This window comes from Vreelandella nanhaiensis, assembly GCF_003990185.1.
Classification (GTDB): Bacteria; Pseudomonadota; Gammaproteobacteria; order Pseudomonadales; family Halomonadaceae; genus Vreelandella; species Vreelandella nanhaiensis.
Genome location: NZ_RZHF01000004.1, coordinates 404649 through 427212, shown reverse-complemented (window position 1 = coordinate 427212; position 22564 = coordinate 404649). Strand labels below are relative to the sequence as shown.

Below are 22564 nucleotides of genomic sequence, written 5' to 3'. Positions count from 1 at the left end.
GCAAGAGTATGAATAGCAGTGTGAACGAGCTGGAAAGCCGCCTGCTGAAAACCGGCAGCGAACGGCTGGCGCTGCTGGGCAAGCATTCCGATGTTCTCATGCAGGCCTACACCCGCGATGAAGTGCCGCTGGAGTCGCTCAGCGATAGCGCCCTGCGCAAGCTACTGGCGGCGCGTATTTTGTGGCGGCCGGATGAGCACAGCGGCGTGAAGCTGGCGCCCAAGGTGCGTGAACTGATCGCCGAAATGCTCGCCGACGAGACCCGCCGCCATGTGAATGCCGATGTGGCCGAAACCTTGGAGCTGATTCGTGCCCTGGTGCACAGCTACCGCGAGGCGCGCAGCCGGGGCGAACACTGGCGGCTAGAGCAGCAACTAATGCGCCTGCGTCAGGAAGTCGACGACCTGAATGGCCGCTTCGCCGATGCCATCGACAGCCTCTGGCAGCGGCTGAATAGCGATTTTGGCTTCGTCAGCCAGCTCAACGACAAAATCCGTGAAAACGACCGCGCCCAGAAACAGATCGCCAGGCTTCTGGATGGCCTGGCGCTGATTAACTTTGACGAGTTGATAGAGCTGGTAGGCAGCGATGGCAGCCTGCGCAAGCTATTGATCAGCCAGCTTCAACAGCAGTTAAGCCACCACTACACCGGCCTGCGCGAAGTGCAGCGGCGCTTGATCGAACTGATGGCGCGCTTTCGTAAGCAGCAGGCGCGCAGCCGCCTGATCAGCGGTATGGCTGCGTTTATGCGCGAGCACCCAGGTTTTATGCCCAGCAACTACGCCCGGCGCAGCGAGGTGCCCGCGCTGGTCAATCAAGCCGCCCCGCTAAACGCGGCGGCCGCCCCAGCGCTAGACCGCAACCTGGAGTGCCAGGTACTCGCCGACCTGCTGCATCAACTGCCTCAGCCGCGCCACACCACACAAACGGTGGAAGCAGCGGCACCTGCTCAAGCGCAGGAAAGTAGCTTGGCCGCCGCCCGCCAACAGGCACTTAAGCAGGATGTTGAACACTTCTATTTAAGTGTGATCGATCAGCCCCAGGCAGAACCAGTCAGCGCCCTTGAGTACCTGCACGAAAGCCCACTGGAGTGGCCCGATGAAATCTGGCTGTTCCAGGTGATTGCCGAGTACCAGGGCCTGCCGCGCAACGACCAGCGCGCATTTCGCCTTAAACAACAGGAGACTCAAGCGAGTGCCTTCAATCACCTGCGCCTGATCCACGACGTTGAACTGCAGCTGGCCGTATGAACCTACCCAGCCGCGCACACAATGGGCTTAACGGCGTCGCCCGCGAACTGCTCCGCCAGCCCACGGTGGAAAAGCCCCGCCGCCAATGGGTAGACGACGTGGTCGCCTGGTGCCACCAGCACGACATTGACCTGGCCTCGCGAATCAACAGTAGAGCACTGCGCTTTGACCCCGCGTTGCTCGCACAGATCAACGATGTATTAGACAGCGCCCGAATAGCGCCGCTAGGCCGTTCACTCAGTAGCCTGACCAGCAGCGCCCAGGCCAAAGAGGGGCTAGAAGAGGATAAAACCAACCGCGAAAGCCCCCGCGCACGGCGGGTGCTCGTAAGCTTTCCGCCTCAGCCAATAGCAGGGCTTTCCAGTGAGCCGCACACAATTCGTGATGTGGATGTGCAGGCGCTAAAGCTGAGCACGTTTAGCGCCTTGATTCAGGTTGAAAACCTGGACAGCTTCTATGAGTCTTCGCCGGATATTTCAGCGCTAAGGGGATACATAAATCCGCTGGTCGTCTACCGTAGCGATAACCACTACGGTGGTGGCTTTGCCTTACTGGCCGAGGTGTGGCGCAAAACCCGCCGAACACATATCTACATAGGTTACTGTGACGGCAAAGGCGTCACTCTGGCGTTACTCATAAAATTTAATCAGGACTGATATAGTGTTATTGAAGGGATAGCGAAATTACGGTAGTTATGTTTTGATTGCCTGGCAGGTTACTCAGTTAACTACAATGTTTTCGGAACTATTCAACTCTATTGAGTTTTCGATATAAAGTTAAATTTTTAAAATTAATTATAATTTATTTTTATTAGGGAATAGAACATAATGTCATCATATGAATTGAGTCAGTTAGATAGTCACTCGTTTGAGAGTATGGTTAATTACTTGGCTATGCGTGTGCTTGGGAATGGTGTTACTGGATTTGCTGATGGGGCTGACGGAGGAAGAGATGGTTATTTGGAAGGTGCAGCTCCTTATCCTACTGTTAAGAATTCATGGTCAGGAGTGTGGTATATACAATCTAAGTTCCATAAGCCGAATTTAAGTAAAAATCAGCAAAAATGGTTATATGAACAAGTTCGCAATGAAATTAATTTATTTCACAAACGCAGCCGGCCAGTTCCTGATATATGGATTATAGCTACTAATATTGAACCTACTGCGGTTAAAAATACTGGCAGCTACGATAAGATAAAAAAATTAGTACACTCTGAGCTATCTGATAAAATAAAATTTGATATATGGGGTGGGAGGAAAATATTAGATTTTTTAGGCAAAGATCTTGAAGTTGCTAGGCACTATGGGCATTTTTTGACACCGGGTAATGTGTTATCTAGTTTGTATGAAAGCATAAATGATAAATATGCTCAAGCTAAAGCGATAATTGATCATTTAATAGTTAATCAGTTTAATGAGCAAGCTTATACTAAGTTAGAACAAGCCGGTTCATCTTCTGATGCGAGGCCAAAAATTCATCAGTTGTTTGTTGATTTGCCTTTTGCTGTAGATAGTTGTCAATATGAAAATTTTTTAGATACGCTTTCATCTAGTGCAGCATGTAATCACAAAGTTTCTTGCTGGAGTAATGAGTCAATTCGAGGAAGAAACTATGGTAAAGCTTTAAAACGTTCTCGTGTGTTTATATTAAAGGGTGGTCCAGGGCAAGGTAAATCAACTTTAGGTCAATTTTATAGTCAAATTCAAAGAGCGTCATTTATATTGAATAAAGGGGGGCCTAACGTTCTTCCCGCAGTAGAAGAAACCGCTAGCGAATTGAAATTAGTCGCAGAGCAGCTAGGGCTGTGGACTAATGTGCCACGTATTCCTGTTCAGGTAGAGCTTAAAGATTTCGCTACTTGGTATGGAGGAAGAGATGATAAAGAATCAAAAGGTATGCTTAGTTATTTGGCTGAAAGAATTGAGGCAAAAACAGAGCAGCAAGTTTTACCCGGCACTCTTAAAAGGGTGATCAGCACTAAAAGCTGGTTTTTTAATTTTGATGGGCTTGATGAAGTACCAAATGATGTAAAAGACAACATCGCTAATGAAATAATAAAATTCACTGATGAGGTTTTACCTTCTATTGATTCAGATGCACTGATTTTGTGCACTACCAGACCACAAGGATATTCCGGACAATTTGAAAAATTAGATGCTAGTACAGCAGTTCTTTCACACTTACCAACACATATAGCTCTACTTTGCGCAACTGCAGTAGTTAGATTTGGTCGTACTGAATCGGAAGGTGATGATTCTGTTGAAACTCTTTCAAATGCAATGCATTCTGCACAAGTTCGCGAGTTAATGACGACTCCTCTTCAATCGCATATTATGGCGGTTGTTGTCCGAGATGGAGGAAGGCCACCGGAAAAACGATGGGAGCTGTTTGAAAACTTTTATCGAGTTATGAAAAAAAGGGAAAGCCAGAAAAACTTTAAAGATCCTAGAATCAATATTCTTTTACGAGAAGATAAACTCTTAAAAGCAATCCATGCTAGGCTTGGAATTGCATTGCATGCAAAAGCAGAAATTAGTGACGGAGCTGAAGCTACTCTTGAGAAAAAAGAATTTGAAAAGCTTTCTAAAGAAACGGTAACAATATTGTCTGAAACTAACATAGATGAAACTTTGAATGCTCTAATGGAGGCGACAACTGAGCGTTTAGTCTTTGTTAATACTCCTGATAATAGTGATTATGTAAGATTCGATATTCGGCAGCTACAAGAGTTTTTTGCAGGTGAGTTTATTTACACAGACGTGACAGCTATTACAATGCGTGATCGTATAGATGTTATATGTGCAGATGCTCATTGGCGAGAGGTTATGCACTTTTTGCTAAGCTCTCTTGTAGTTAATGGAAGAATTTCCGAGTTGGCTATGTCTGCGGATGTGCTTTCTTCTACTGATAATTGGGAGGGGTGTCATTTTAAGCAAATTTTTAGAAAAAGATTAGCTATTGGAGCGATTCTAGCGCTTAGGTTAATAACTGAGGGAGTTTTAGAACAAGACCGTCGAGTACGACAAAATTTTAAAAGTGTATTGACACCTTTGTATAGTACATTAGATAGCGCGCTTATAGGTTTAATGGCTGATGTAAGTCACTCTAATACAAGGATATGGCTGCAAGGTTGTATGATTGAGTACTTGTTTGAAGCTAGTGAGGAAGAGCAAGTTGGTGCTGCAAGTGTACTTACTAAATCTCTTAGTATAGAAAGTGATCAGTATTTGCGCGTTCTCAATAGAATAATGAAATCATCTTCATGCTATATTAATGCAATACTAACAGTTCATAAAAGAAATATTTCTAGATTTGCCCGTTATGAAGAAAGAAATGATAATGTTCAGGAATGGTTTATTGGTGGGTTGATTTCCATTCTTAACGAGGATGAAATTAGAGTAGGACTTGACTATTCACTATTGCTAGGTGTCTTAATTGATAACCTAAAGACAAGTTTGCAATGTTCTGAGTTTGCTAAGCTTTCTAATTTTAAGAAAAAATTGCTTAGTTTGTTTATAAAAGATGTGCCTAGTAAAGAGAAAAATATTATAACCCCTAGGTGGAAATATAAAGGGCTTGAATTTCAAGTTTTTAAAGATAATTGGCAGTCTGGCTCTATACCATCCTCAATTGATTTTGAAATTGAATGTTATAATGAGCTTAGTCCCTTTTTTCAATATTGTGCATCAACAATTGTTCTAGCTAAAACTAAAAGCTATGAGGATTTTCAGAATTATTATTCGTTTTCGACTAGGATAGTTGGTTTCGAGAAGCTAGCTCCGAGTTATATATGTGCGATGCTTCCATTAGATTCTTTGAGACATGATAATTTAGAGTTTATAAAAAAGCTTTCTTTTCTTGATAGATCAAGTTACGACAAGCTTATTAAGACTGGAAAGCTTGATGGACGTAATATTCGTCCTTATGCTGATATGGTTGCAATACATGGTGGTTTTTCAAAAGCTAGCTGGAAAGCCATTTGTCGAGATTACTCGAATCTTGCTGCTAGCATTTTAATTCATTGGGAAACTGATGGTGATTTAGAATTTTTTGAAGATTTAGAACCAGCTGATTTAATTGAGCATGTTTTTTCTCAACCTGAAGAATATGCCCCTCACATATTGCATTGGGGTAATTTATTCAAGCTTGCTGGTTCTAGAGAGCAAGAGTTAAGGGAAATATTTTTGGACAGATTATCAGAAGTACAGGTTGAAAATTTTGTTTCTGAACGCTTTGAAGTTGAAATAAGCCCATTCAACATAGATTTGATTAATGAGAAAAAGTTGTTACCATTATTTGCATCCGCATTAGTTACCATAAGAAATTCTATTAATGAGCTTCCAAGATTTAGTAAGCGCGAGTATAGCAATGATATGCAAGCTGATCCTTACTCTATATTTGGGATCACTAGCTCTGGTTTATTTGAAATATTTGCGAATCCAAATGAGGAAAGGCTTTTTCGACAAGCTTCTATTTCTTGCTTTTTAGTTATTGGTAGTGCGGTTAATGGAGTGACAGAAGAGCAATTTTTTAAGCAAAATATTGATGATTTATTCTTTGATCTTTTAGATTCAGAATCTCCAGAATGGTTAATATTATCAATGCTAAGATTTGCGGAGAAAAAGCTTTTACCAAATAATGATAAGTCTGCAACATTGCTAGGAAGGCTTATTGACTTATATAGGGATAACTACATTATGAGCCGTAGAATGCAAATTATTCTCTCAAAATGGCGTGAGCGCTCGTCTTCTCCGGTATCCAAAAAGAAGTGTTTAAGCGACTGGTTAAAGCAGGAAGATTAAGTATCTAATGTAATAGCATAAGTGTAAGAGGTGCTCTAAGGCACCTCTCCGTTCTAGTTTAATTCTTCCAAAGCTAAAAGTTTTTTTGTTTTAATTAATATTTTTTATTGCCGAATCTTAGTGCGTTGTGGCGTCTTTTTTTAAAAAGCTTGTCCTCTTAGTATAGTTTTTTATGACGCAAGAGTAGCTGTTGGTTTGATGAGGTTTTTTTATAACTTATTTTGTGCTTTTTATAGATAGCACTAGTTAAGGTTCTGTTTGCCCTTCAGCTCCTAATGAGTAGTGCTAGTGATGCATTTCTAAAGTCTAATGTTTGATTCTTTTCAGGTCGTGGTGACGATGGTAGTCAGCAATGCGTACATAATAAAGCCGAATAAATTTTAATTCATCAGAGGTTAAAGCCTTAACGAAGAAAACTCGGTCAAGCTATATTTTTAGCATTCTTAAGATTGGCTTGGTATATTATCCTTATTATTTATATGACTCGCTGCGTGACGTATCAATCATTGATAATAGCTTAAGTGATCAAAAAGTGTATCTCTAAAGATGTTTGGCGACAGTTCCACTAGTAAAAAAATAAATACTATGGAGGGTTATGAACCTACTCTTTCTCAGCACCTCCACTGGTGTACCCACCAAGCAACGCAACGTTTCTGGAATCGCTTTACGAGAGAGCAAGGGGAAAGGCTGGTACCTGATTGATTGTGGTGAGGGCGCTCAGCATCAGGTCTTGCATACAAAGCTGTCGTTCTATTCATTGAAAGCTATCTTGATTACCCACGTGCACGGCGACCACTGCTATGGGTTGCCGGGTATATTGGCGAGTGCGGGAATGGGTGGCCGGAAAGCGCCGCTGACCCTTATGCGCCTGCCGGTATCAAGGCATAGCTGGAGGCTACCTTTGAGGGGGTGACATCGTGGACTCACCATGGCAATGGCCTCATTGAATTTAATATTGTGCATGTAGATGTCTCATCTCAGATATAAAAAGGGTCAGATCGATTCGTTCTTAACCAAACTGACCACTTCTAGTGCATTGCCTCCCGGTTCCCAGTTAGCCCTAAACCTGAGCGTAGCCCCCGTCAACGAACACCTCGCTCCCGGTCATAAAGCTGCTATCGTCGGACGCCAGGAACGCCACTGCGGCTGCGGTTTCCTTGGGGTCGCCAAAGCGCTCAAGCGGTATGGCCCGGTTCATCTCGCTCAGGGCTTCGGGTGGGAGTAGTTCCATCACCTTGTCTGTTTGGGTCGGGCCTGGCGACATGACGTTCACGCGAATGCCCGTTCCCCTGAGGTCATGCGCCCAGCTGCGCGCCAAATTGCGCACGGCCGCCTTGGAGGCACTGTAGATGCTCATGGCCGGGGTGCCCATGCTGCCCACCGTAGAACCGGTGAGGATGATGGAGCCGCCATTTTTCATCAGGGGCAGAGCCTTCTGGACGGTGAAGAGGGTGCCTTTGACGTTGATGTCGAAGATGTAGTCATAGTGCTCGGAGGTGATCTGCCCCAGGCTTGCGAATTCGCCGACGCCCGCGTTGGCCACCAGTACGTCCAGGTGCCCTTTCTCTTTCTGGACTGTCTCGAATACGCGGTCGAGATCCTCTGGCTTCGTCACATCGGCCTGGAGACCCCGGGCGTTGGGTCCCAGTGCCACCGCCGCGTTGTCGAGGACATCCTGGCGCCGTCCGACAATGAAGACGAAGGCGCCTTCGTCGATGAGGCGTTGGGCCGAGGCCAGACCGATGCCACTGGCTCCGCCTGTGATGAGTACGATTTTACCGTTTAGCCGATTCATGTTTGGGTCTCCGTGTGTGTTGACTCGATTCGCTTTAACGATATATAACCCACTTACAAATGTTCAAGTATGCACCTTTTGGTAAGTATCGTTATGGCGAAAGAAAACTCAGAAAACCCACGTTTCATTTGCGGCCTGCATGCGACGCTGCACGTGATCACCGGGAAGTGGAAGCCGTTAATTCTGTTCTTTTTAAACAAGGGGCCGACGCGTTACGGCGAGCTCAAGCGAAGCGTCCGGGGCGTGAGTGACAAAATGTTGATCCAGCAGCTGAAAGAGCTTGAGTCCGACGGCATCGTCCGGCGAACCGACTATGGGGAGATCCCGCTGCGCGTCGACTACTCGCTGACGCCCTTCGGGGTAAGCCTGGTACGGGCCATGGAGCCGCTTTGCAGCTGGGGTGAAGCGCACGAAGAGGACATTGCCGCAGCGATGGACCGCCGCAAAGCCAGCCGGTAGGAGGTCGATGAGCTGAACGGCCGCTTTACCAACGCTAAGCGGCTACTCAAACCCGCTGGTCGTCTACCTTGGCGATAGCCAATACGGCGGTGATTTCTCCTTGCTGGCCGAGGCGTGGCGCAAAACCCAGCGGCTATATATCTACGTTGGCGATTTCGATCCCAACGGGGTAAGCCAAACGATGGATAGCAACGCCACTACACGTGCCTGCTGAGCCGTTTCCCTACCAGCGCAGGCTGCGCAAACACCTTGCTACGCTGCCCTCTGCTCATCCAATGCATGAATACTTAATACTGCTGTTGGATAAGCAGCGGGGGCTTAAGCCGCAGTGGTTTAGTGGGCAGGTGTGAGTACGTATCTATTGGTCGTGAGGCTATACCCTATAAACCAGGCCCCGCATGCGTAATACTGGGTGTCCGCATGAGTGAAACCGGCAAAATGCTTAGGCACGCGAATTTTGGATATGCAGCCAAATTTTTCTTTGCCCACAATAGAAACAATGGGGTAGAGTCAAATGAGCTGGCTACATAACCTTAATGAATGAGCGGGGACGTTTATTGGGGTTATGCAGCCTTCCGTATAATCACTGTTATGCAGATCGAATAGTTATAGGTAGCATATGGAAGTTGTAGATGGTGAATCTTTATTAGATGCAATAGGTAAATATTGCGACGAATTAGAGTATCAGGTGGGAAACAAGCATAGAATAGGAGCGTTTCTGTCCTTAAAAGATGTATGTAGTTATTACGAAAGCAAACATTTTTTAAGCGATCTTGAAGAGTCTGGTTATCCTAAAAATCCTGTAACAATAAGTAGCTTTTTTGGGCATGTTAAGACTGTGTGTGAGCAGTCATTGATGTTTTTTACTTGTTCTGAAATATCAAATTCTGTGCAGGCTCGACCTCTAGCAGCCTTGTTAACTCAAATACTCAACGAAGGGCACTACGGTAAAAAAATTATTATCCAAGGAAAACCGTATACACTATCTGGAGATTCACTTTCAGATTCTCTCAATTGTTTGAATGATTTGTTTGTCAATAGATATGATCAGACGGTCGGATCACATATTCTAGACTTTCAAGTCAGCATATTCTCTGCGTTTGAATATTGGATTTCGAAAATATCTGAAAACTATGGGAATGAAATGACTGAAAGATATACATTGAGTAGGTTAAGGAAATGTAGCAAGCATCTTGACGACTATGAAAAAGCTTCAAGCGAAGAAGAAAAAAATAAACACCTTTCTAGATTGAGATCGGTTCCTGGAAATTTTATATCTTTTCCTGACAAATTTAATTTTGTAATGAACAAAGCAGGCGAAAAAAATTATCCTCGTGACTTAAGAATCGATAAAGATATAGTTGATTTCATCAGAGCGGCTAGAAACACAGTGCATAATGGTGGAGTGCACAAAGGTAATGACATAGAGTTGGTCCATAAAGAAGTGACTTATAAATTAATCAAGAATAAACCTATGCTTCATGAGAATTATAACGACTGGATTGGTTTTTGTGCAAGCCTTGTAGACATCTATGAATCAATAATTACAGTGCTAAAAAATGATCTTGATAAGGAATCGCTTAGATACTTGTCGACGGAAGTGTAACTGTATGCATAACAAGTCACTTAACGCGGAAATTTTACTCGCTGCGCTCCCAAAATTTCGGTGAGTGGGGCGTTATCCTTAAGGAGAGATATGCCGTTAGAGTCTGCATTTGAATATATATGGCACATTGCTCCGCATTTTAGCGGCTCTTCCCCCAGCGAAAGAGACTACTTACGGGCGGTCCATCATCCATCCGGGCTATATGTGTGGGCTACTAGTTTAAATCTTGAGCTTCTGCGTTTAGGTTATCCAGCTGTTTCGGTGGCATCTGTGTGGGTCGACCATACTCCGCAGTGTTGGTATACACAGAAAAAAGGAGCTTGGCACAAACCAAGTTGTGAACTGGCGGATCTATTGATCGTTACCTGGGACGACCACAGAAGGAAAGCTGGCAGGGCGCTCCTTGTTCAAGCAAAGAAAGGTAAGAGCCATAACCGAATTTCAGTTTCTAATAAATCAACAAAAAAAGAGCTTCAGCTCCTAAGTGGCGCTTCTAAGTTTTTACTCAGTAGTCAAACATCTGTTGCGTCCGGCAGAAGTCCGTATCCGTTAAATCCAAAGGTCAACTGCGAGTTCCAGCTTCCTTCATACGGAACCTCACGACTTCAGCACTGTACTTTCCTTCAGATCAAGGATGCTAAAGCTAAACGCTGGCCTACAATAATTCCTTCATGGCAAACAATGTGGCCACCGAATTCACACCCAGAGACATATGGTGAAGCAATCCTCGGTATGATTACTCAACCTATTAATGCAATGGGAAAGCATTTTGCTCTTGGCAACATGTCTAATGACTGGGATCGGTTAATAACCGTGCTAATAAACGATACTTTGGCCTCTTCAGGGGGGACCGCTAGGGGCAAGAAGCAGCATACCTACTTATATCTCGATTCTCGTAATATGGATTACCCAGGTAGTTTGAATGGAGGCTTTGACGGAGAGATTCCCGTTAGCGATGATCCTCAAGGGATCTCAACGGTGTTTATTACTCCGGAAAATCTAGGATAACGAATGAATCAAGCCGACTAATTTTCCGCTGCCACTCCAAATTGGCGGCTTATTCAAAGCGTTATAGCGAACCACACATGAAACTGCTCATACTAACGATGACTCTGTTGCTATCAGGCTGCGTTATTTATCCCATCAACAAGACGCTTCAGCCAGATGCTGAAATTCTCGTAACCGATGTGGAAGGAAACCCCATCCAGGATGCTTGGGTGTATTTAATATCGAGCTCATACCCTTATGGCTTTGAACAAACGAGGAGGGTAGATAAAACCAGTTATAGAGGTGAGGCAAGCTTTCCAGAAATGAAGGAGTGGCGCACTGAATCGCTAATGATTCAAGGCTCAAACGTGTTTTTTTGGAATTGGTGCGTAGTAAAAGCAGGTTTTGAAACACACTCTACAGTGTGGAGTAGTGGTCAAGATTTTCAGCCCCAATACAACGTCATTCTTACTCCAGGGAAAAGCACGCCATGCCCAGAAGAACCAAATAAAATTGGCTGCGGGCTATAACAAACACATGTTCCCGGGCTGATCGCGTGCGGCATTGCGTTGACGTGCTACAAGCCTTAGCCACTGCCCATCAGTAGTAGGGCAAATGATGTTCTCATTGTCGTTATCGGCGCAAGTAAAGGCGGGCCGCCGCAGCATTTTGCCTTTTAAGCTTTATTCGCTCACACCCATGCGGGCCATGAATGCGCGGGCAGGGTCGTTCAACGTTTAGATGATCTTCTTGGCGTCGAGTGTGAGAACATGGCGGTTGTGCCCGCTTGGCCAGCACCTTATGTGCGCTTGGGGAAAAAATGAAAAATTGGCTATTCATAGCGCTCGCTACGCTGTCGTTGTCAGCCGTTGCTGACGACGCGGAGCTTGATTGCAATAACATAAGGAACACGCTCGATACCAATCGGTGCGCGGCTATCGAGTTAGAGGCCGCCGAGGATGTACTTACCCACTATCTGGAAACGAGCATTGAACATAACGCGGTTGACCCTGTGTTAGTCGATGCTATCAAGGTGGCTCAAAAGCAGTGGCAGGCGTATGCCTCTGCCCATTGCGGCTCTGTCTATACGCAGTGGCGCGACGGGACCATTCGAGGCGTCATGGGCATTACGTGCCGTACCCGGTTAACGAAACAGCGAACGCACGATGTCTGGCAAGATTTTCTGACTTATATGGACAGTACTCCGCCGGTTTTACCGGAACCCGCTATCGAGTAACGCCTTGATCCTTTAAATGACGGTACTGCCGTTACTCCCTATAGGCGCGTACCATGCTTTCTTCAGTTTGACCGAATGAGGGTTTACCCAATGCAGACGTTGAGAATTGACCTGGTGTCCGATGTTGCCTGCCCGTGGTGCGCGATCGGCTACCGACGCTTGGAACAAGCACTAGAAACCCTTGATGGTGAGATCGACGTCGAACTCTTTTGGCAGCCCTTTGAGCTCAACCGAGACATGCCGCCCGAGGGCGAGCCGATCCTGGAGCATTTATGCCGCAAATACGGTAAGGATGCTGCCAGCATGGAGCAGTCCCAGCGCGAGATTATGAAGGTGGCCGAAGGGCTTGGATTAAATTTCCGTGGCGCCCAGGAGCGTCGGGCGAACAACACCTTCGATGCCCACCGCGTGCTTGCGTGGGCCGCAACGCAGAACCTGGAAACGCCCCTACAATTGGCATTGTTTGATGCCTACTTCGGTGAGGCGAAAAACCCTTCAGACCCAGAGGTTCTACGCGAGAAGGCCATTGAGGTTGGGCTTGACGGTGACGCTGCCGAAGCCATTGCTCGGTCTGATCAGTACGCGGACGAGGTTCGAGCGGCACAACAGCGATTTATGGAGGCAGGAGTGAGCGCTGTACCGGGATTCATCCTCGACGGCCGCTACCTGATTTCTGGCGCCCAGCCCGCTGACGTGCTGGTCGATGCGCTGCGTCAGGTGGCGGAAGAAAACGCGAACGGCTAACGTCTCGCCTTAGTGGTCACCGAGCCGACTCGTTTTTGCTGAGATCCAAAAATAGCCCTTCTACGCCGGTCCATGTTCCGACCCATTGATCGGTAATCTTAAACAGAGATTAACCGTAAAATGAAGTAACCACTGAAACCAGAGACGCCGAGTCTACTGACTTCAATTCAACTGTGAAAAATGCCCATGACGTCATCACTTCATCGCCTTTACTCTTTTCGTCGCTGCCCCTATGCCATGCGTGCCCGGCTCGGCTTATTGTTTGCTGAGTTACCGGTGGAGCTGCGCGAGATCACATTGAAGAACAAACCGGCCCAGATGCTAGCGATTAGCCCGAAAGGCACTGTGCCTGTTTTACAGCTTTTTGATGGTACTGTGATCGAAGAGAGCCGAGAAATAATGGTGTGGGCGCTTGAGCAACAAGATCCGCAAGGGCTGTTAGATGCGAAGGTTAGGACTCAGGCCAATGCCCTGATCGAGCAAAACGATAATGAATTTAAACATTGGTTGGATCGCTATAAATACGCCGACCGACATCTCGAAATGACCCAGGCAGAGTACCGGCAGCGGGGTGAAGCTTTTTTACAGGTTTTAGAGGAGAAGCTGACTCAAAAGCCTTATCTTCTGGGAGATAACGCGACCATTGCTGATATTGGCATCATGCCTTTTATCCGCCAATTCGCCCATGTAGATCGCGATGTTTTTTATAGCCTACCTTACCCGCACCTGCAGCGGTGGCTACAGCACTGGTTGGAGCACGCGTTTTTTCTGCAGGCCATGACCAAGTTTCATCCATGGCAAGAGGGGGATGACGTGGTGGTTTTTCCATCTTGAAAAGCGCTACCTGTTAATTCCTTGTCGGCTTTCTCACTTTCGGCAAAACGACTGGAGCGCATCACTAGCTTGGTCGATGGATAGCACGTCCCACTGGCCGCGATTGCTTTACCTGTTTTGGGCGTAAGCCGCATTAAGTTGTTTGATAATGCTCTTTGCGGGATGCCCGGTTTGCAGCCCTGTTGCCCAAATGCTGGAAGCCTTCGGCTTGAAAGTCCATGTGGCCGAAGAACTTGGATTGAATTTCCGGGGGGCCGTTGAGCGACGGGCAAACAATACCTTCGCAGCCCACCGGGTGCTGGCCTGGGCGGCCACGCAGAACCGAGAAACGCCCCTGCAACTGGCACTGTTTGATGCCTACTTCGGTGAGGCGAAAAATCCCGCCCACCCACAGGTACTACGTGAGAAGGCCATTGAGGTAGGGCTTTATGGCGACGCCGCTGAGGCCATCGCCCGCTCTGATCAGTACGCGAATGACGTTCGTGCGGCAGAGCAGCGATTCATGGAAGCCGGGATGAATGCGGTGCCGGGGATCATCCTCGACGGCCGTTACCTGATTTCCGGCGCCCAGCCTGCCGAGGTGCTGGTCGATGCGCTTTGTCAGTTGGCTGAAGAGAACGCTAACCGCTAATGGCCTGGAGGCGCCGGCCTGAAGCGAGGGCTGGTCGATCAACATGGCGCCACGCACGTGGCGCCATGTGCCTGGCGGGTCTTACTCGCCCAGGCCAACCTTAGCCATAAACGCACGCGCATGCGCATCCACCGCCTTAATAGCATGAACGACCTGCTTGGGCGTCAGCTCATAAGCCAGGTTATGGCTCGATTCGCCCTCTTTAAGCGCCGCTTCGGCTACGCGGTAGAGGTCTTCTTCGCTTGCCTGGTCGAGCTTGAGCGCTTTCAGCGTGACCGGCAGTCCCAGCGCTATGTAGAGGTCCAGATACTCTTCCAGCTCTGCTTGCGGCGTTTGATCGAGAATTAGCTGCGCGACCGTGCCGTACGCCACTTTTTCGCCGTGGGTCAGGTTGTGAATCTCGCCGTGTAGGGCGGTAAAACCGTTATGGATGGCGTGCGCTGCCGCCAGGCCGCCGCTTTCAAAGCCCAAGCCGCTGAGCAGTGTGTTGGCTTCGACCACGGCTTCAAACGAGGGTGTGACGATCTGCGCCTCGTTGGCCTGATAGGCCAGCATGGCGTGCTCGAAGAGGATGTCTTCACATTTCTCGCCAATGGTCGCGCCTAGCAACGTGGCTTTACCGCCCGCCATGTTGTTGGCGTTAGCACGAATGGCGGCGCGAGCCTCAACCCAAGTGGCCAGCGCATCGGCAATGCCCGAGGCCAGAAAACGCGGCGGCGCCTTGCAGATGATGCCGGTATCAACCAGCACCAGGTCGGGGTTCTTGCTGTAGAAACGGTAGGACTCGAACTCGCCATCGTCACTGTAGATGACCGACAGGGCGCTGGTAGGCGCATCGGTAGAAGCGGTCGTGGGCAATATGGCACAGGCCGCTTCGAGTTTTTCGGCCACACCCTTGGCGGTGTCGATAGCTTTACCACCGCCGAAGCCGATAATAACGTCTGCCTGCTGCTTGCGGCCGAGCTCAACGAGGCGGTCGATTTCGCGGTTAGAAGCTTCCCCCTCGAACACCGCACGCTCGAAACTGACGCCTTCACCTTCCAGGCTAGCGCTGAGCTGCTCGCCCGCAATTTTCCAGACCACATCGTCGGCGATAAGCAGCGCGGTTTTCCCAAGTGCCGAGACATAGTGACCGGCACGTGCGGTAACGCCTTCCCCCTGCACGTAGCGGCCGGGGCTGATAAAGACTTTCTCGTTGGTTACTGGCATAACGGTTATGTCCTAATAGCGTGGGTGGCCACACCAGTGTAGTCACTCGCGCAGCGTTCGCACTTGCGGTGGTTCGACGTATTTGCCGTTATGTTGATCATCGTCAGAATGTGGCGAAATAGGCAGGCCTCAGAGCGGTGCTAGAAGAGCAAGCGCTGGCTCCCAGAGAAACCAGCGCTCAATCCCTTACTGCAAAAACGCCCGCAACGTATCACTCGCTTGGTCAATGGATAGCACGCCATCCAAGTGGCCGCGATTGCCTTCCAGGGTTTCCAGCGTCACTTCAGTGCCGTCCGCTTCAATCAATTCGGCGGTGCGGCGCACGCCTTGGGGGGCGAATACCAGGTCGTTTTCGCTATACAGCATCAGTGTGGGCGCTTCGATGGCGGCCAGTCCTTCCTCTAACGAATCGCCGTGGCCCGCCATAAAGGTTTGGTTGGCGCGTACCAGGTAGAGCAGGTGGTTGGCATCGGAAAGCTCCGCACGGGCGGCGGCAATATCATCCAGCGTTTGCTCAATGGCGTAGCGGGCGCTGATATCCTGGGCAGGGTCGCGCTCTTCATCGGCCCAGTCGCGGTTAAAGGTTTCGTTGGCCCACTGCCAGTGGTTGGCATTAAGCGTGACGAGTTTCAGCGCTTCTTTTAATCCATCGGTAGGCGGTTCGCCGTCATAGTAGTTACCTTCGTTCCAATTGGCGTCCACGCGAATTGGCGCAGCCCAGGAGCTCAACGTTGCCAGTAGCCATGGGTCGGCAACGCCGCCGCCGATAACAGGAATCAAACGCTCAACCCGGTCAGGGTAGGCGCTGGCCCACTCAATCGCTTGCAGGGCCCCCATGGAAGCGCCCATCACCGCATGCAGCGATTCAATGCCTTGGCTTTCCAGTAGTTCGCGCTGTACTTCGACAAAGTCCCGAATGGTTACCACGGGGAAATCCATGCCCCACGGCTCGCCGGTATCTGGGTTGATTGAGGCAGGCCCGGTGGTAGTGACATTAGGATCATTGGCATTGAGGTTCACCAGCGTATCCGAGGAGATGATGTAGTACTCATCGGTATCCAATGCTTTGCCGGGACCGATGATGGCATCCCAGTAGCCAGTGGGTTTACCGTCAGCATTGTAGCGGCCCGCTGCGTGGCTGGTGCCGGAGAAAAAGTGGGTGATCAGAATGGCGTTATCACGGGCTTCGTTGAGTTCGCCGTAGGATTCCCAGCCTACTGTCACGTTGGGAATCGTCTCGCCGTTTTGAGTCGTGAAGCTGTCGATCTCAAAGGTTTGCTTCTCAACGACGCCGTCCCACGCCCATAGTGGGGAGGATATGAGTAGGCCAAGGCCCGCTATCATGAAAGGGGACTGTTGTATGAAAGAGGATAGTTGTGTGCGACGCATGGGGCTTCCTTTGCTGGTGGTTGTGATTGTTATTAGCTGCTGATTGCGACCCTACTCAGCATAGTCAGCGCTCGCGTATTTTGAACGCATTTCATCTGCTAGCTTGCTGCATCATGCGCTTGGTAACGGGTACGCGCCCAGCAAGTTTGCGCTTAAAGCCGCAGCTACTGGATTACCCATTTATTCAGCGAATCTGTAGCCTAGCTTCCAAAGCAAGTGCATAAAAGAGAACAAGATATGAACCTACTATTCCTTGGAACCTCCGCTGGCGTGCCTACCAAAGCCCGAAACGTCACCGGCATTGCCTTGCGTGAGAGTAAGGGGAAGGGCTGGTATCTGATCGATTGCGGAGAGGGCACTCAGCATCAGGTCTTGCGCACGAAGCTGTCGTTTACTTCATTGAAAGCCATCTTGATTACCCACGTGCACGGCGACCACTGCTATGGGCTGCCGGGCATACTGGCGAGTGCGGGAATGAACGGCCGGAAAGCGCCGCTTACCATTGTGGCGCCCACAGGCATCAAGGCGTGGTTGGAGGCTACCTACGAGGCTACGCAGCTAGGCTTACCTTTCGTCCTGGAATTTATCGCCTCAGACGACCTGCCAAGCGTTGAGTTTGAAAACGTGGCGGTTGCTACGTTTGCGCTTTCCCATCGGGTGGCGTGCTACGCCTATACGTTTACGGAGAAAAACGTCGACGCCGCCTTAAATATCGAAAAGCTAACTCAAAAGGGCATCCCGAGAGGGCCGTTGTGGGGGCAGTTGAAGCAAGGGCTTGATATTGAGTTCGCGGGGGAGCTGTTAAAAAGCCATGAGTTCTTGATCTTCAAGAACAAGCCCAGGAAAGTGGTGATCGCGGGAGACAATGACCGGCCTGAGTTGTTGATTGAGGCATGCGCGGGTGCTCAAGTGCTGGTGCATGAAGCCACCTATACCCAAGAGATGGCCCAGAAGGCGATTGAAGTGGGGCATAGCTACGCCAAGCTTGTCGCTGATTTTGCCGAAACCGTACAGCTACCCAACCTAGTGCTGACGCACTTTAGCCCGCGTTATCAGCTCAACCCCCAGGCGTCGCCTTCCATCGAGGATATCCGCAAAGAGGCCCAGAGCGCTTATTCGGGCTCGCTTTATCTGGCGCGGGACTTTCTCGAATTTACCCTAGATAAATCGGGCCACTTTTCTGAAGTGGCGAGCGAATAGCTGCCTGCGTTTTGATCGTTCTTATACGCAGGCGGCTATTCACCGACCAAATTGGTTGTATCAGTCACTACCACATCCTGAACGGATTCCTCCCATTGGCCTGCTGCATCATCATGCGCTTGGCGAAGGGGAAGCGTTCGGCCAGGTGCAGGCTTAAATCGCCCAGCTGGCGCAGCGGTTTGGCGCCGGTAAACAGGTGGTGGAAGCTGTCGGTGGCGGCGATCATTGCCTGGTTGGCCGCCCGGCGCTGGCACTCAAAACGAAGCAGGTTAAGGTAATCGCCTGGGTCGCGCCCCTTGATGACCATATCCGCCAGGGTGTCGGCGTCGTGCAGGCCGATGTTCAGGCCTTGCCCGGCCAGTGGATGCACCACGTGAGCGGCGTCGCCAATTAAAGCCAGGCGCTTGCCGATATAACGGCGGGCATGCTGGCGCTTGATCGGGAAGCTGGCGCGGGAAACAACCCGGGTAAGGTTGCCCAGGCGCTTCGGGAAGGCCGCTTCGATAGCGATTTTCAGCATGTCGTCTTCCATCGCCTCGCGCGCTTTGGTGGCCTTGTCGCTGTCATACCACACCAGGGAAGCGCGATGGCCGGGTAGCGGCAGCATGGCCATCGGGCCGGTGGGGGTGAATACCTGCCAGCTAACATCCTGCTGGGGAAGCTCGGTTTCCACGTTGATAATCATGGCCCGCTGGTGGTAGTCGTGGCTGGTCACCTCGATACCGGCCAGCTGGCGCAGTGTCGAACGGGCGCCGTCGGCGCCCACCACCAGCCGGGTGCTCAACATCTTGCCATCGTCCAGCTCGACCAGTCGCGCTTCGCCTGCTGCCACCGTGCTGACTGGCGCACTTTGGGTGTAGCACGTGACGCTGGGAAGCTCCTTCAAGCGCTCCCACAGGGCGTGCTGAAGTGTACGGTTTTCGATAAACAGGCCAAAGTCTTTCATGTCGCTGTCGGCCGCTGAGAAGACGCTGTGGCCGGTGCCGTCCTGGTTGGAGACGTCGATATGCCGAAACGGGCAACAACGCTCCTTGGGCAGTTCGGTGCCGCTTAGCTTGATAAATGCCAGCGAACGCGCATTCAGTGAGGAGATGCGCAGGTCATAGTCGCCGCTGGGCGCTTTAGGCGCGTCGCCGCGCTCAATCAGCCCGATTGAGAAGCCCGCATTGCCCAGGCGGGCAGCCAGGGCGGCGCCCACCATGCCACCGCCAACAATGATGATATCGTGATCTTTCTGCATGAGGCGCTCCTTGAATGCTTGTTGGGCACCGCTGTCATGCATGGCATTAACCGTTGCATGTGCCCTGAATGTCCTACAGTATCGTCGAGATAGGGGAAACTTGCCTAGGGTGAACAAGTGACGCAGGCCGTGGAAATGCAAAAAAGTGTGGCTCAGGCGGGCGCTGAGCTGGCCCACTTTATCGAGCAGCACCCCAAGCTGTGGGTAATTACCGGCGCGGGCGTGAGTACTGACAGCGGCATTCCCGATTACCGTGATGCAAGCGGCCAGTGGAAGCGGTCGCCGCCGGTGCAGCACGGCGAGTTTATGGCATCCCAACAGGTGCGAAAGCGCTACTGGGCGCGTGCGCTGGTCGGGTTCAAGGCCTTGCGTGAGGCCCAGCCGAGCGGCGCTCATAAAGCGCTGGCGGCGCTGGAAGCCATGGGTTTTATCGAACTGTTGGTAACCCAGAATGTGGATCGCCTTCACCAGCGGGCAGGGTCGCGCCGGGTGATTGACCTGCATGGCCGGGCTGATCTTGTGAAGTGCATGAGCTGTGATTATCAAATGATGCGCCATGCCATGCACAGCGAGATGGCGCGTATGAACCCGGCCTTTGCCGCGATGGATGCCTCCCACGCCCCGGACGGTGATGCCGATCTGGAAGCCGATTTCAGCGCGTTTCGAGTATTTGATTGCCCGCGCTGTGGCGGCATTCTTAAACCCGACGTGGTCTATTACGGCGATGTGGTGCCGCCGCCGCGCCGGTTGGCGGCTGAGGTGGGGCTTAAAAATGCCCAGGCGGTATTGGCCGTTGGCACCTCGTTGATGGTGTTTTCGGGCTACCGTTTCTGTCGTGAGGCCCATGCCATGGGCTTGCCCATCGGCTCGTTATCATTGGGGGTAACGCGGGCGGATGCATTACTTACCCACCAGTGGCGAGCGCCCTTAACGCCCGTGCTAACCCATGCCGTCGAGCAGTTGGCAGCCCTTCATCGCACCTTGGATACCCAGGAGTTGCCTTCCAGCCAAAACCGCCAGGGCGCGTCGCGGTCCTCGGGTTCTGCGTAGTCGATCCCCACGCGTGGTCCGCTGGCAATCGGTGTGTTATGGCTACCTGCCGATACCCATAAGTGCTCGGTGCGGGTCATGTCATGACCGTAGAGTGTCTTGTCTACCCCAAGAGCCCGGGTGAGCTTGCCTGGCCCATTGCAAAGCTGTTTGCCCACCATGCTGCGCCGCTCGCGCATGGCCTGTTCATTGAGCACGGGCTCAACGGCGCGAATTAATACCGCACAGGGCGAACCCTCGGGTTCGGTCACAATATTGAGCAACCAGTGCATTCCGTACACCAAGTACACGTAAGCATGCCCCGGTGCGCCGAACATGGCTGCCGTTCTAGGCGTTAGCCCGCGATGCGCATGGCAGGCTGTATCGTGAGCGCCGCAATACGCCTCGGTTTCAACAATACGTGCCCCCATCAAGGTGCCGTTTACCTCGCGAACGAGCCAGCAGCCCAGCAGGTCGTTGGCAACGGCTACGGTATCGCGCTGATAAAAGTCACGGGAAAGGGGAGGCAAGGATAATTCTTGCAAGGAAAGTTCCTGCAGGGATAGTTCAGGCAGTAATGACATTATTTCGCTGACTACTTGGATGAACTGCTAGGGTATGGGTAGACGACACTGAATGAAAGGGGAGATCGCCATGTTGACCTTCGAGCACGACTACAAGACATTGCCGGAGCCGCTGTGGGTCGCCTGTCGGCCAACGCCGGTTGAAACACCCACCCTGATTGCCTTCAATCAGCCGCTGGCCCATACCTTGGGCGCAGACGATATACCCGATGACGACACGCTGGCCCAGTGGTTTGGCGGCAATACGCTGCCACCGGGGGCTGAGCCTGTGGCCCTTGGCTATGCGGGGCACCAGTTCGGCAACTTTGTACCCCAGCTGGGCGATGGCCGTGCGCTTTTACTGGGTGAGGTAATCGACCGGCAGGGCAAGCGCCGGGATATTCAGCTCAAGGGCAGCGGGCGCACGCCGTTTTCACGCGGGGGTGATGGCCGCTCGCCCTTGGGGCCAGTATTACGTGAGTATCTGGTCAGTGAATTTATGGCTGCTATTGGCGTACCCACCACGCGCGCGCTGGCGGCGGTTGCCAGTGGCGAGCAGGTTCGGCGCCAATTACTTGAACCGGGTGCCGTTTTTACCCGAGTAGCCAGCAGCCACGTGCGCGTGGGCACCTTTCAGTTTGCCGCCGCGAGACAAGACGAACAGATCCTGAAAGCCTTGGCGGATTATGTCATCAAGCGCCACTACCCTGACGCTGCCAGTGCGGATGATCCTTATCTGGCGCTGCTTGAAGCGGTGGTAGCTCGCCAGGCGGCGCTGATTGCGCGTTGGATGAGCATAGGCTTTATCCACGGCGTGATGAATACCGATAATACCAGCGTGGCGGGCGATACCATCGATTATGGCCCTTGCGCGTTTATGGAGCAGTTTGATCCTCGCAAAGTGTTTAGCTCTATCGACCAGGGCGGGCGCTACGCGTTTGAAAACCAGCCGGGCATCGCCCAGTGGAACCTGGCCCGTTTTGCGGAAACGCTGTTGCCGTTAATGAAGGTCGAGGGCGAGGAAGCCGTAGAGCAGGCGACAGATGCGATCCGTAAATTCAGCGACATCTTTGCCACCGAGCAGCGCACGCTTCAGGCCGATAAGCTGGGCCTTGCCGCCAATAGTGAGCAGGCCAGTCGCTTGATGGAAGGGCTGGAGACCCAGATGGCGCGAGGCGGCATGGACATGACCGCCACCTTTGATGCGTTGACGCAGTATGCAGCGTCATGTGATGCCCAGCACCGTGATGCCTTGCTTTCGTTGACAAGCCAACCCGATACATTAACCACCTGGCTGGAAACCTGGCAGGCTGAGATGGCCGCCGGAAAGGATAGCGCGCGCCTTGACGCCATGCGCCGGGCTAACCCTGCCATCATTCCGCGCAACCACCGCGTTCAGGAGGCTATCGAGGCCGCCTATGGGGGTAATTATGCGCCTTTTCATACCCTACTAGAGGTCGTCACACACCCCTACGACGACTCAGTTGATGCGCGCCGCCTGGCGGCGCCGGCGACCAGCAGCGAACAGGTGCTGAGAACCTTTTGCGGCACCTGATGATTCATTGCCTGTGATAAGCTGTGGTTTTTTA

At 50.9% G+C, this 22564-nt stretch carries 19 protein-coding genes and 1 pseudogene; 15 read left to right on the top strand and 5 right to left on the bottom strand.

Annotated features, from left to right (window positions below):
- Positions 1–8: 8 nt before the first annotated feature.
- From ELY38_RS02315 to ELY38_RS02300, 4 genes are all read left to right on the top strand, one after another.
- A complete protein-coding gene (locus tag ELY38_RS02315) occupies positions 9–1250 on the top strand; it encodes a hypothetical protein (protein ID WP_127060143.1) in 1242 nt (413 codons plus the stop codon).
- Positions 1247–1906: a hypothetical protein gene (locus ELY38_RS02310; RefSeq protein ID WP_246009052.1), complete on the top strand. Its 660-nt coding sequence runs from the start codon at positions 1247–1249 to the stop codon at positions 1904–1906. The genes ELY38_RS02315 and ELY38_RS02310 overlap by 4 nt, the downstream gene beginning before the upstream one ends.
- A gap of 171 nt (positions 1907–2077) precedes the next feature.
- A complete protein-coding gene (locus ELY38_RS02305; protein WP_127059889.1) occupies positions 2078–6052 on the top strand; it encodes an NACHT domain-containing protein in 3975 nt (1324 codons plus the stop codon).
- Positions 6053–6647: 595 nt separating this feature from the next.
- Positions 6648–6965 carry an MBL fold metallo-hydrolase gene (locus tag ELY38_RS02300; RefSeq protein WP_246009051.1) on the top strand — a complete coding sequence of 106 codons (318 nt, stop codon included), beginning with the start codon at positions 6648–6650 and terminating at the stop codon, positions 6963–6965.
- Positions 6966–7112: 147 nt separating this feature from the next.
- Here ELY38_RS02300 and ELY38_RS02295 read toward each other — a convergent pair whose 3' ends face one another.
- The gene (locus ELY38_RS02295) at positions 7113–7847 is read right to left on the bottom strand and encodes an SDR family NAD(P)-dependent oxidoreductase (protein ID WP_127059888.1); all 735 of its coding nucleotides are present in this window, start codon (positions 7845–7847) and stop codon (positions 7113–7115) included.
- A gap of 93 nt (positions 7848–7940) precedes the next feature.
- Here ELY38_RS02295 and ELY38_RS02290 point away from each other — a divergent pair, with 93 nt between their 5' ends.
- The 8 genes and pseudogenes from ELY38_RS02290 to ELY38_RS02250 all read left to right on the top strand — a co-directional run.
- Complete coding sequence (locus ELY38_RS02290) at positions 7941–8306, top strand: winged helix-turn-helix transcriptional regulator (protein WP_127059887.1); 366 nt, start codon at positions 7941–7943, stop codon at positions 8304–8306.
- Positions 8307–8925: 619 nt separating this feature from the next.
- The gene (locus tag ELY38_RS02280; RefSeq protein ID WP_127059886.1) at positions 8926–9912 is read left to right on the top strand and encodes a hypothetical protein; all 987 of its coding nucleotides are present in this window, start codon (positions 8926–8928) and stop codon (positions 9910–9912) included.
- A 90-nt stretch (positions 9913–10002) separates the two neighbouring features.
- The gene (locus ELY38_RS02275; protein ID WP_127059885.1) at positions 10003–10920 is read left to right on the top strand and encodes a hypothetical protein; all 918 of its coding nucleotides are present in this window, start codon (positions 10003–10005) and stop codon (positions 10918–10920) included.
- A gap of 77 nt (positions 10921–10997) precedes the next feature.
- Positions 10998–11429 carry a carboxypeptidase regulatory-like domain-containing protein gene (locus ELY38_RS02270; protein ID WP_127059884.1) on the top strand — a complete coding sequence of 144 codons (432 nt, stop codon included), beginning with the start codon at positions 10998–11000 and terminating at the stop codon, positions 11427–11429.
- A gap of 290 nt (positions 11430–11719) precedes the next feature.
- The gene (locus tag ELY38_RS02265) at positions 11720–12136 is read left to right on the top strand and encodes a lysozyme inhibitor LprI family protein (RefSeq protein ID WP_127059883.1); all 417 of its coding nucleotides are present in this window, start codon (positions 11720–11722) and stop codon (positions 12134–12136) included.
- A 90-nt stretch (positions 12137–12226) separates the two neighbouring features.
- Entirely contained in the window at positions 12227–12880 is a 654-nt protein-coding gene (locus ELY38_RS02260) for a DsbA family oxidoreductase (RefSeq protein ID WP_127059882.1), read from the top strand.
- A 186-nt stretch (positions 12881–13066) separates the two neighbouring features.
- Positions 13067–13714 (top strand): glutathione S-transferase, encoded by a 648-nt coding sequence (locus tag ELY38_RS02255; protein WP_127059881.1) that lies wholly within the window; start codon positions 13067–13069, stop codon positions 13712–13714.
- Between the two features lie 223 nt (positions 13715–13937).
- Positions 13938–14345, top strand: a pseudogene (locus tag ELY38_RS02250) (DsbA family oxidoreductase); the annotation flags it as partial.
- An 81-nt stretch (positions 14346–14426) separates the two neighbouring features.
- Here ELY38_RS02250 and ELY38_RS02245 read toward each other — a convergent pair.
- Together ELY38_RS02245 and ELY38_RS02240 are read right to left on the bottom strand one after the other, a co-directional pair.
- Positions 14427–15554 carry a glycerol dehydrogenase gene (locus tag ELY38_RS02245; RefSeq protein ID WP_127059880.1) on the bottom strand — a complete coding sequence of 376 codons (1128 nt, stop codon included), beginning with the start codon at positions 15552–15554 and terminating at the stop codon, positions 14427–14429.
- Positions 15555–15740: 186 nt separating this feature from the next.
- Positions 15741–16943, bottom strand: coding sequence for an E22 family MetX-like putative esterase (locus tag ELY38_RS02240; protein WP_222845101.1), 1203 nt, complete (start codon positions 16941–16943; stop codon positions 15741–15743).
- A gap of 237 nt (positions 16944–17180) precedes the next feature.
- On the opposite strand from ELY38_RS02240, the gene ELY38_RS02235 reads away from it, so the two are divergent.
- On the top strand, positions 17181–18143 hold the full coding sequence (locus ELY38_RS02235; protein WP_127059879.1) for a ribonuclease Z: 963 nt from the start codon (positions 17181–17183) through the stop codon (positions 18141–18143).
- Positions 18144–18210: 67 nt separating this feature from the next.
- Here ELY38_RS02235 and ELY38_RS02230 read toward each other — a convergent pair whose 3' ends face one another.
- Positions 18211–19383 (bottom strand): UbiH/UbiF/VisC/COQ6 family ubiquinone biosynthesis hydroxylase, encoded by a 1173-nt coding sequence (locus tag ELY38_RS02230; RefSeq protein ID WP_127059878.1) that lies wholly within the window; start codon positions 19381–19383, stop codon positions 18211–18213.
- 135 nt (positions 19384–19518) lie between these two features.
- Between ELY38_RS02230 and ELY38_RS02225 the strand changes: the two genes are divergently transcribed.
- Positions 19519–20433 carry an NAD-dependent protein deacetylase gene (locus tag ELY38_RS02225; RefSeq protein WP_127060141.1) on the top strand — a complete coding sequence of 305 codons (915 nt, stop codon included), beginning with the start codon at positions 19519–19521 and terminating at the stop codon, positions 20431–20433.
- Here ELY38_RS02225 and ELY38_RS02220 read toward each other — a convergent pair.
- Positions 20355–20957, bottom strand: a complete 603-nt coding sequence (locus ELY38_RS02220) for a DNA-3-methyladenine glycosylase (protein ID WP_246009049.1) — start codon at positions 20955–20957, stop codon at positions 20355–20357. The two genes, ELY38_RS02225 and ELY38_RS02220, sit on opposite strands and share 79 nt — an antisense overlap.
- A 109-nt stretch (positions 20958–21066) precedes the next feature.
- On the opposite strand from ELY38_RS02220, the gene ELY38_RS02215 reads away from it, so the two are divergent.
- On the top strand, positions 21067–22530 hold the full coding sequence (locus ELY38_RS02215) for a protein adenylyltransferase SelO (protein ID WP_127059876.1): 1464 nt from the start codon (positions 21067–21069) through the stop codon (positions 22528–22530).
- Positions 22531–22564 lie beyond the last annotated feature (34 nt).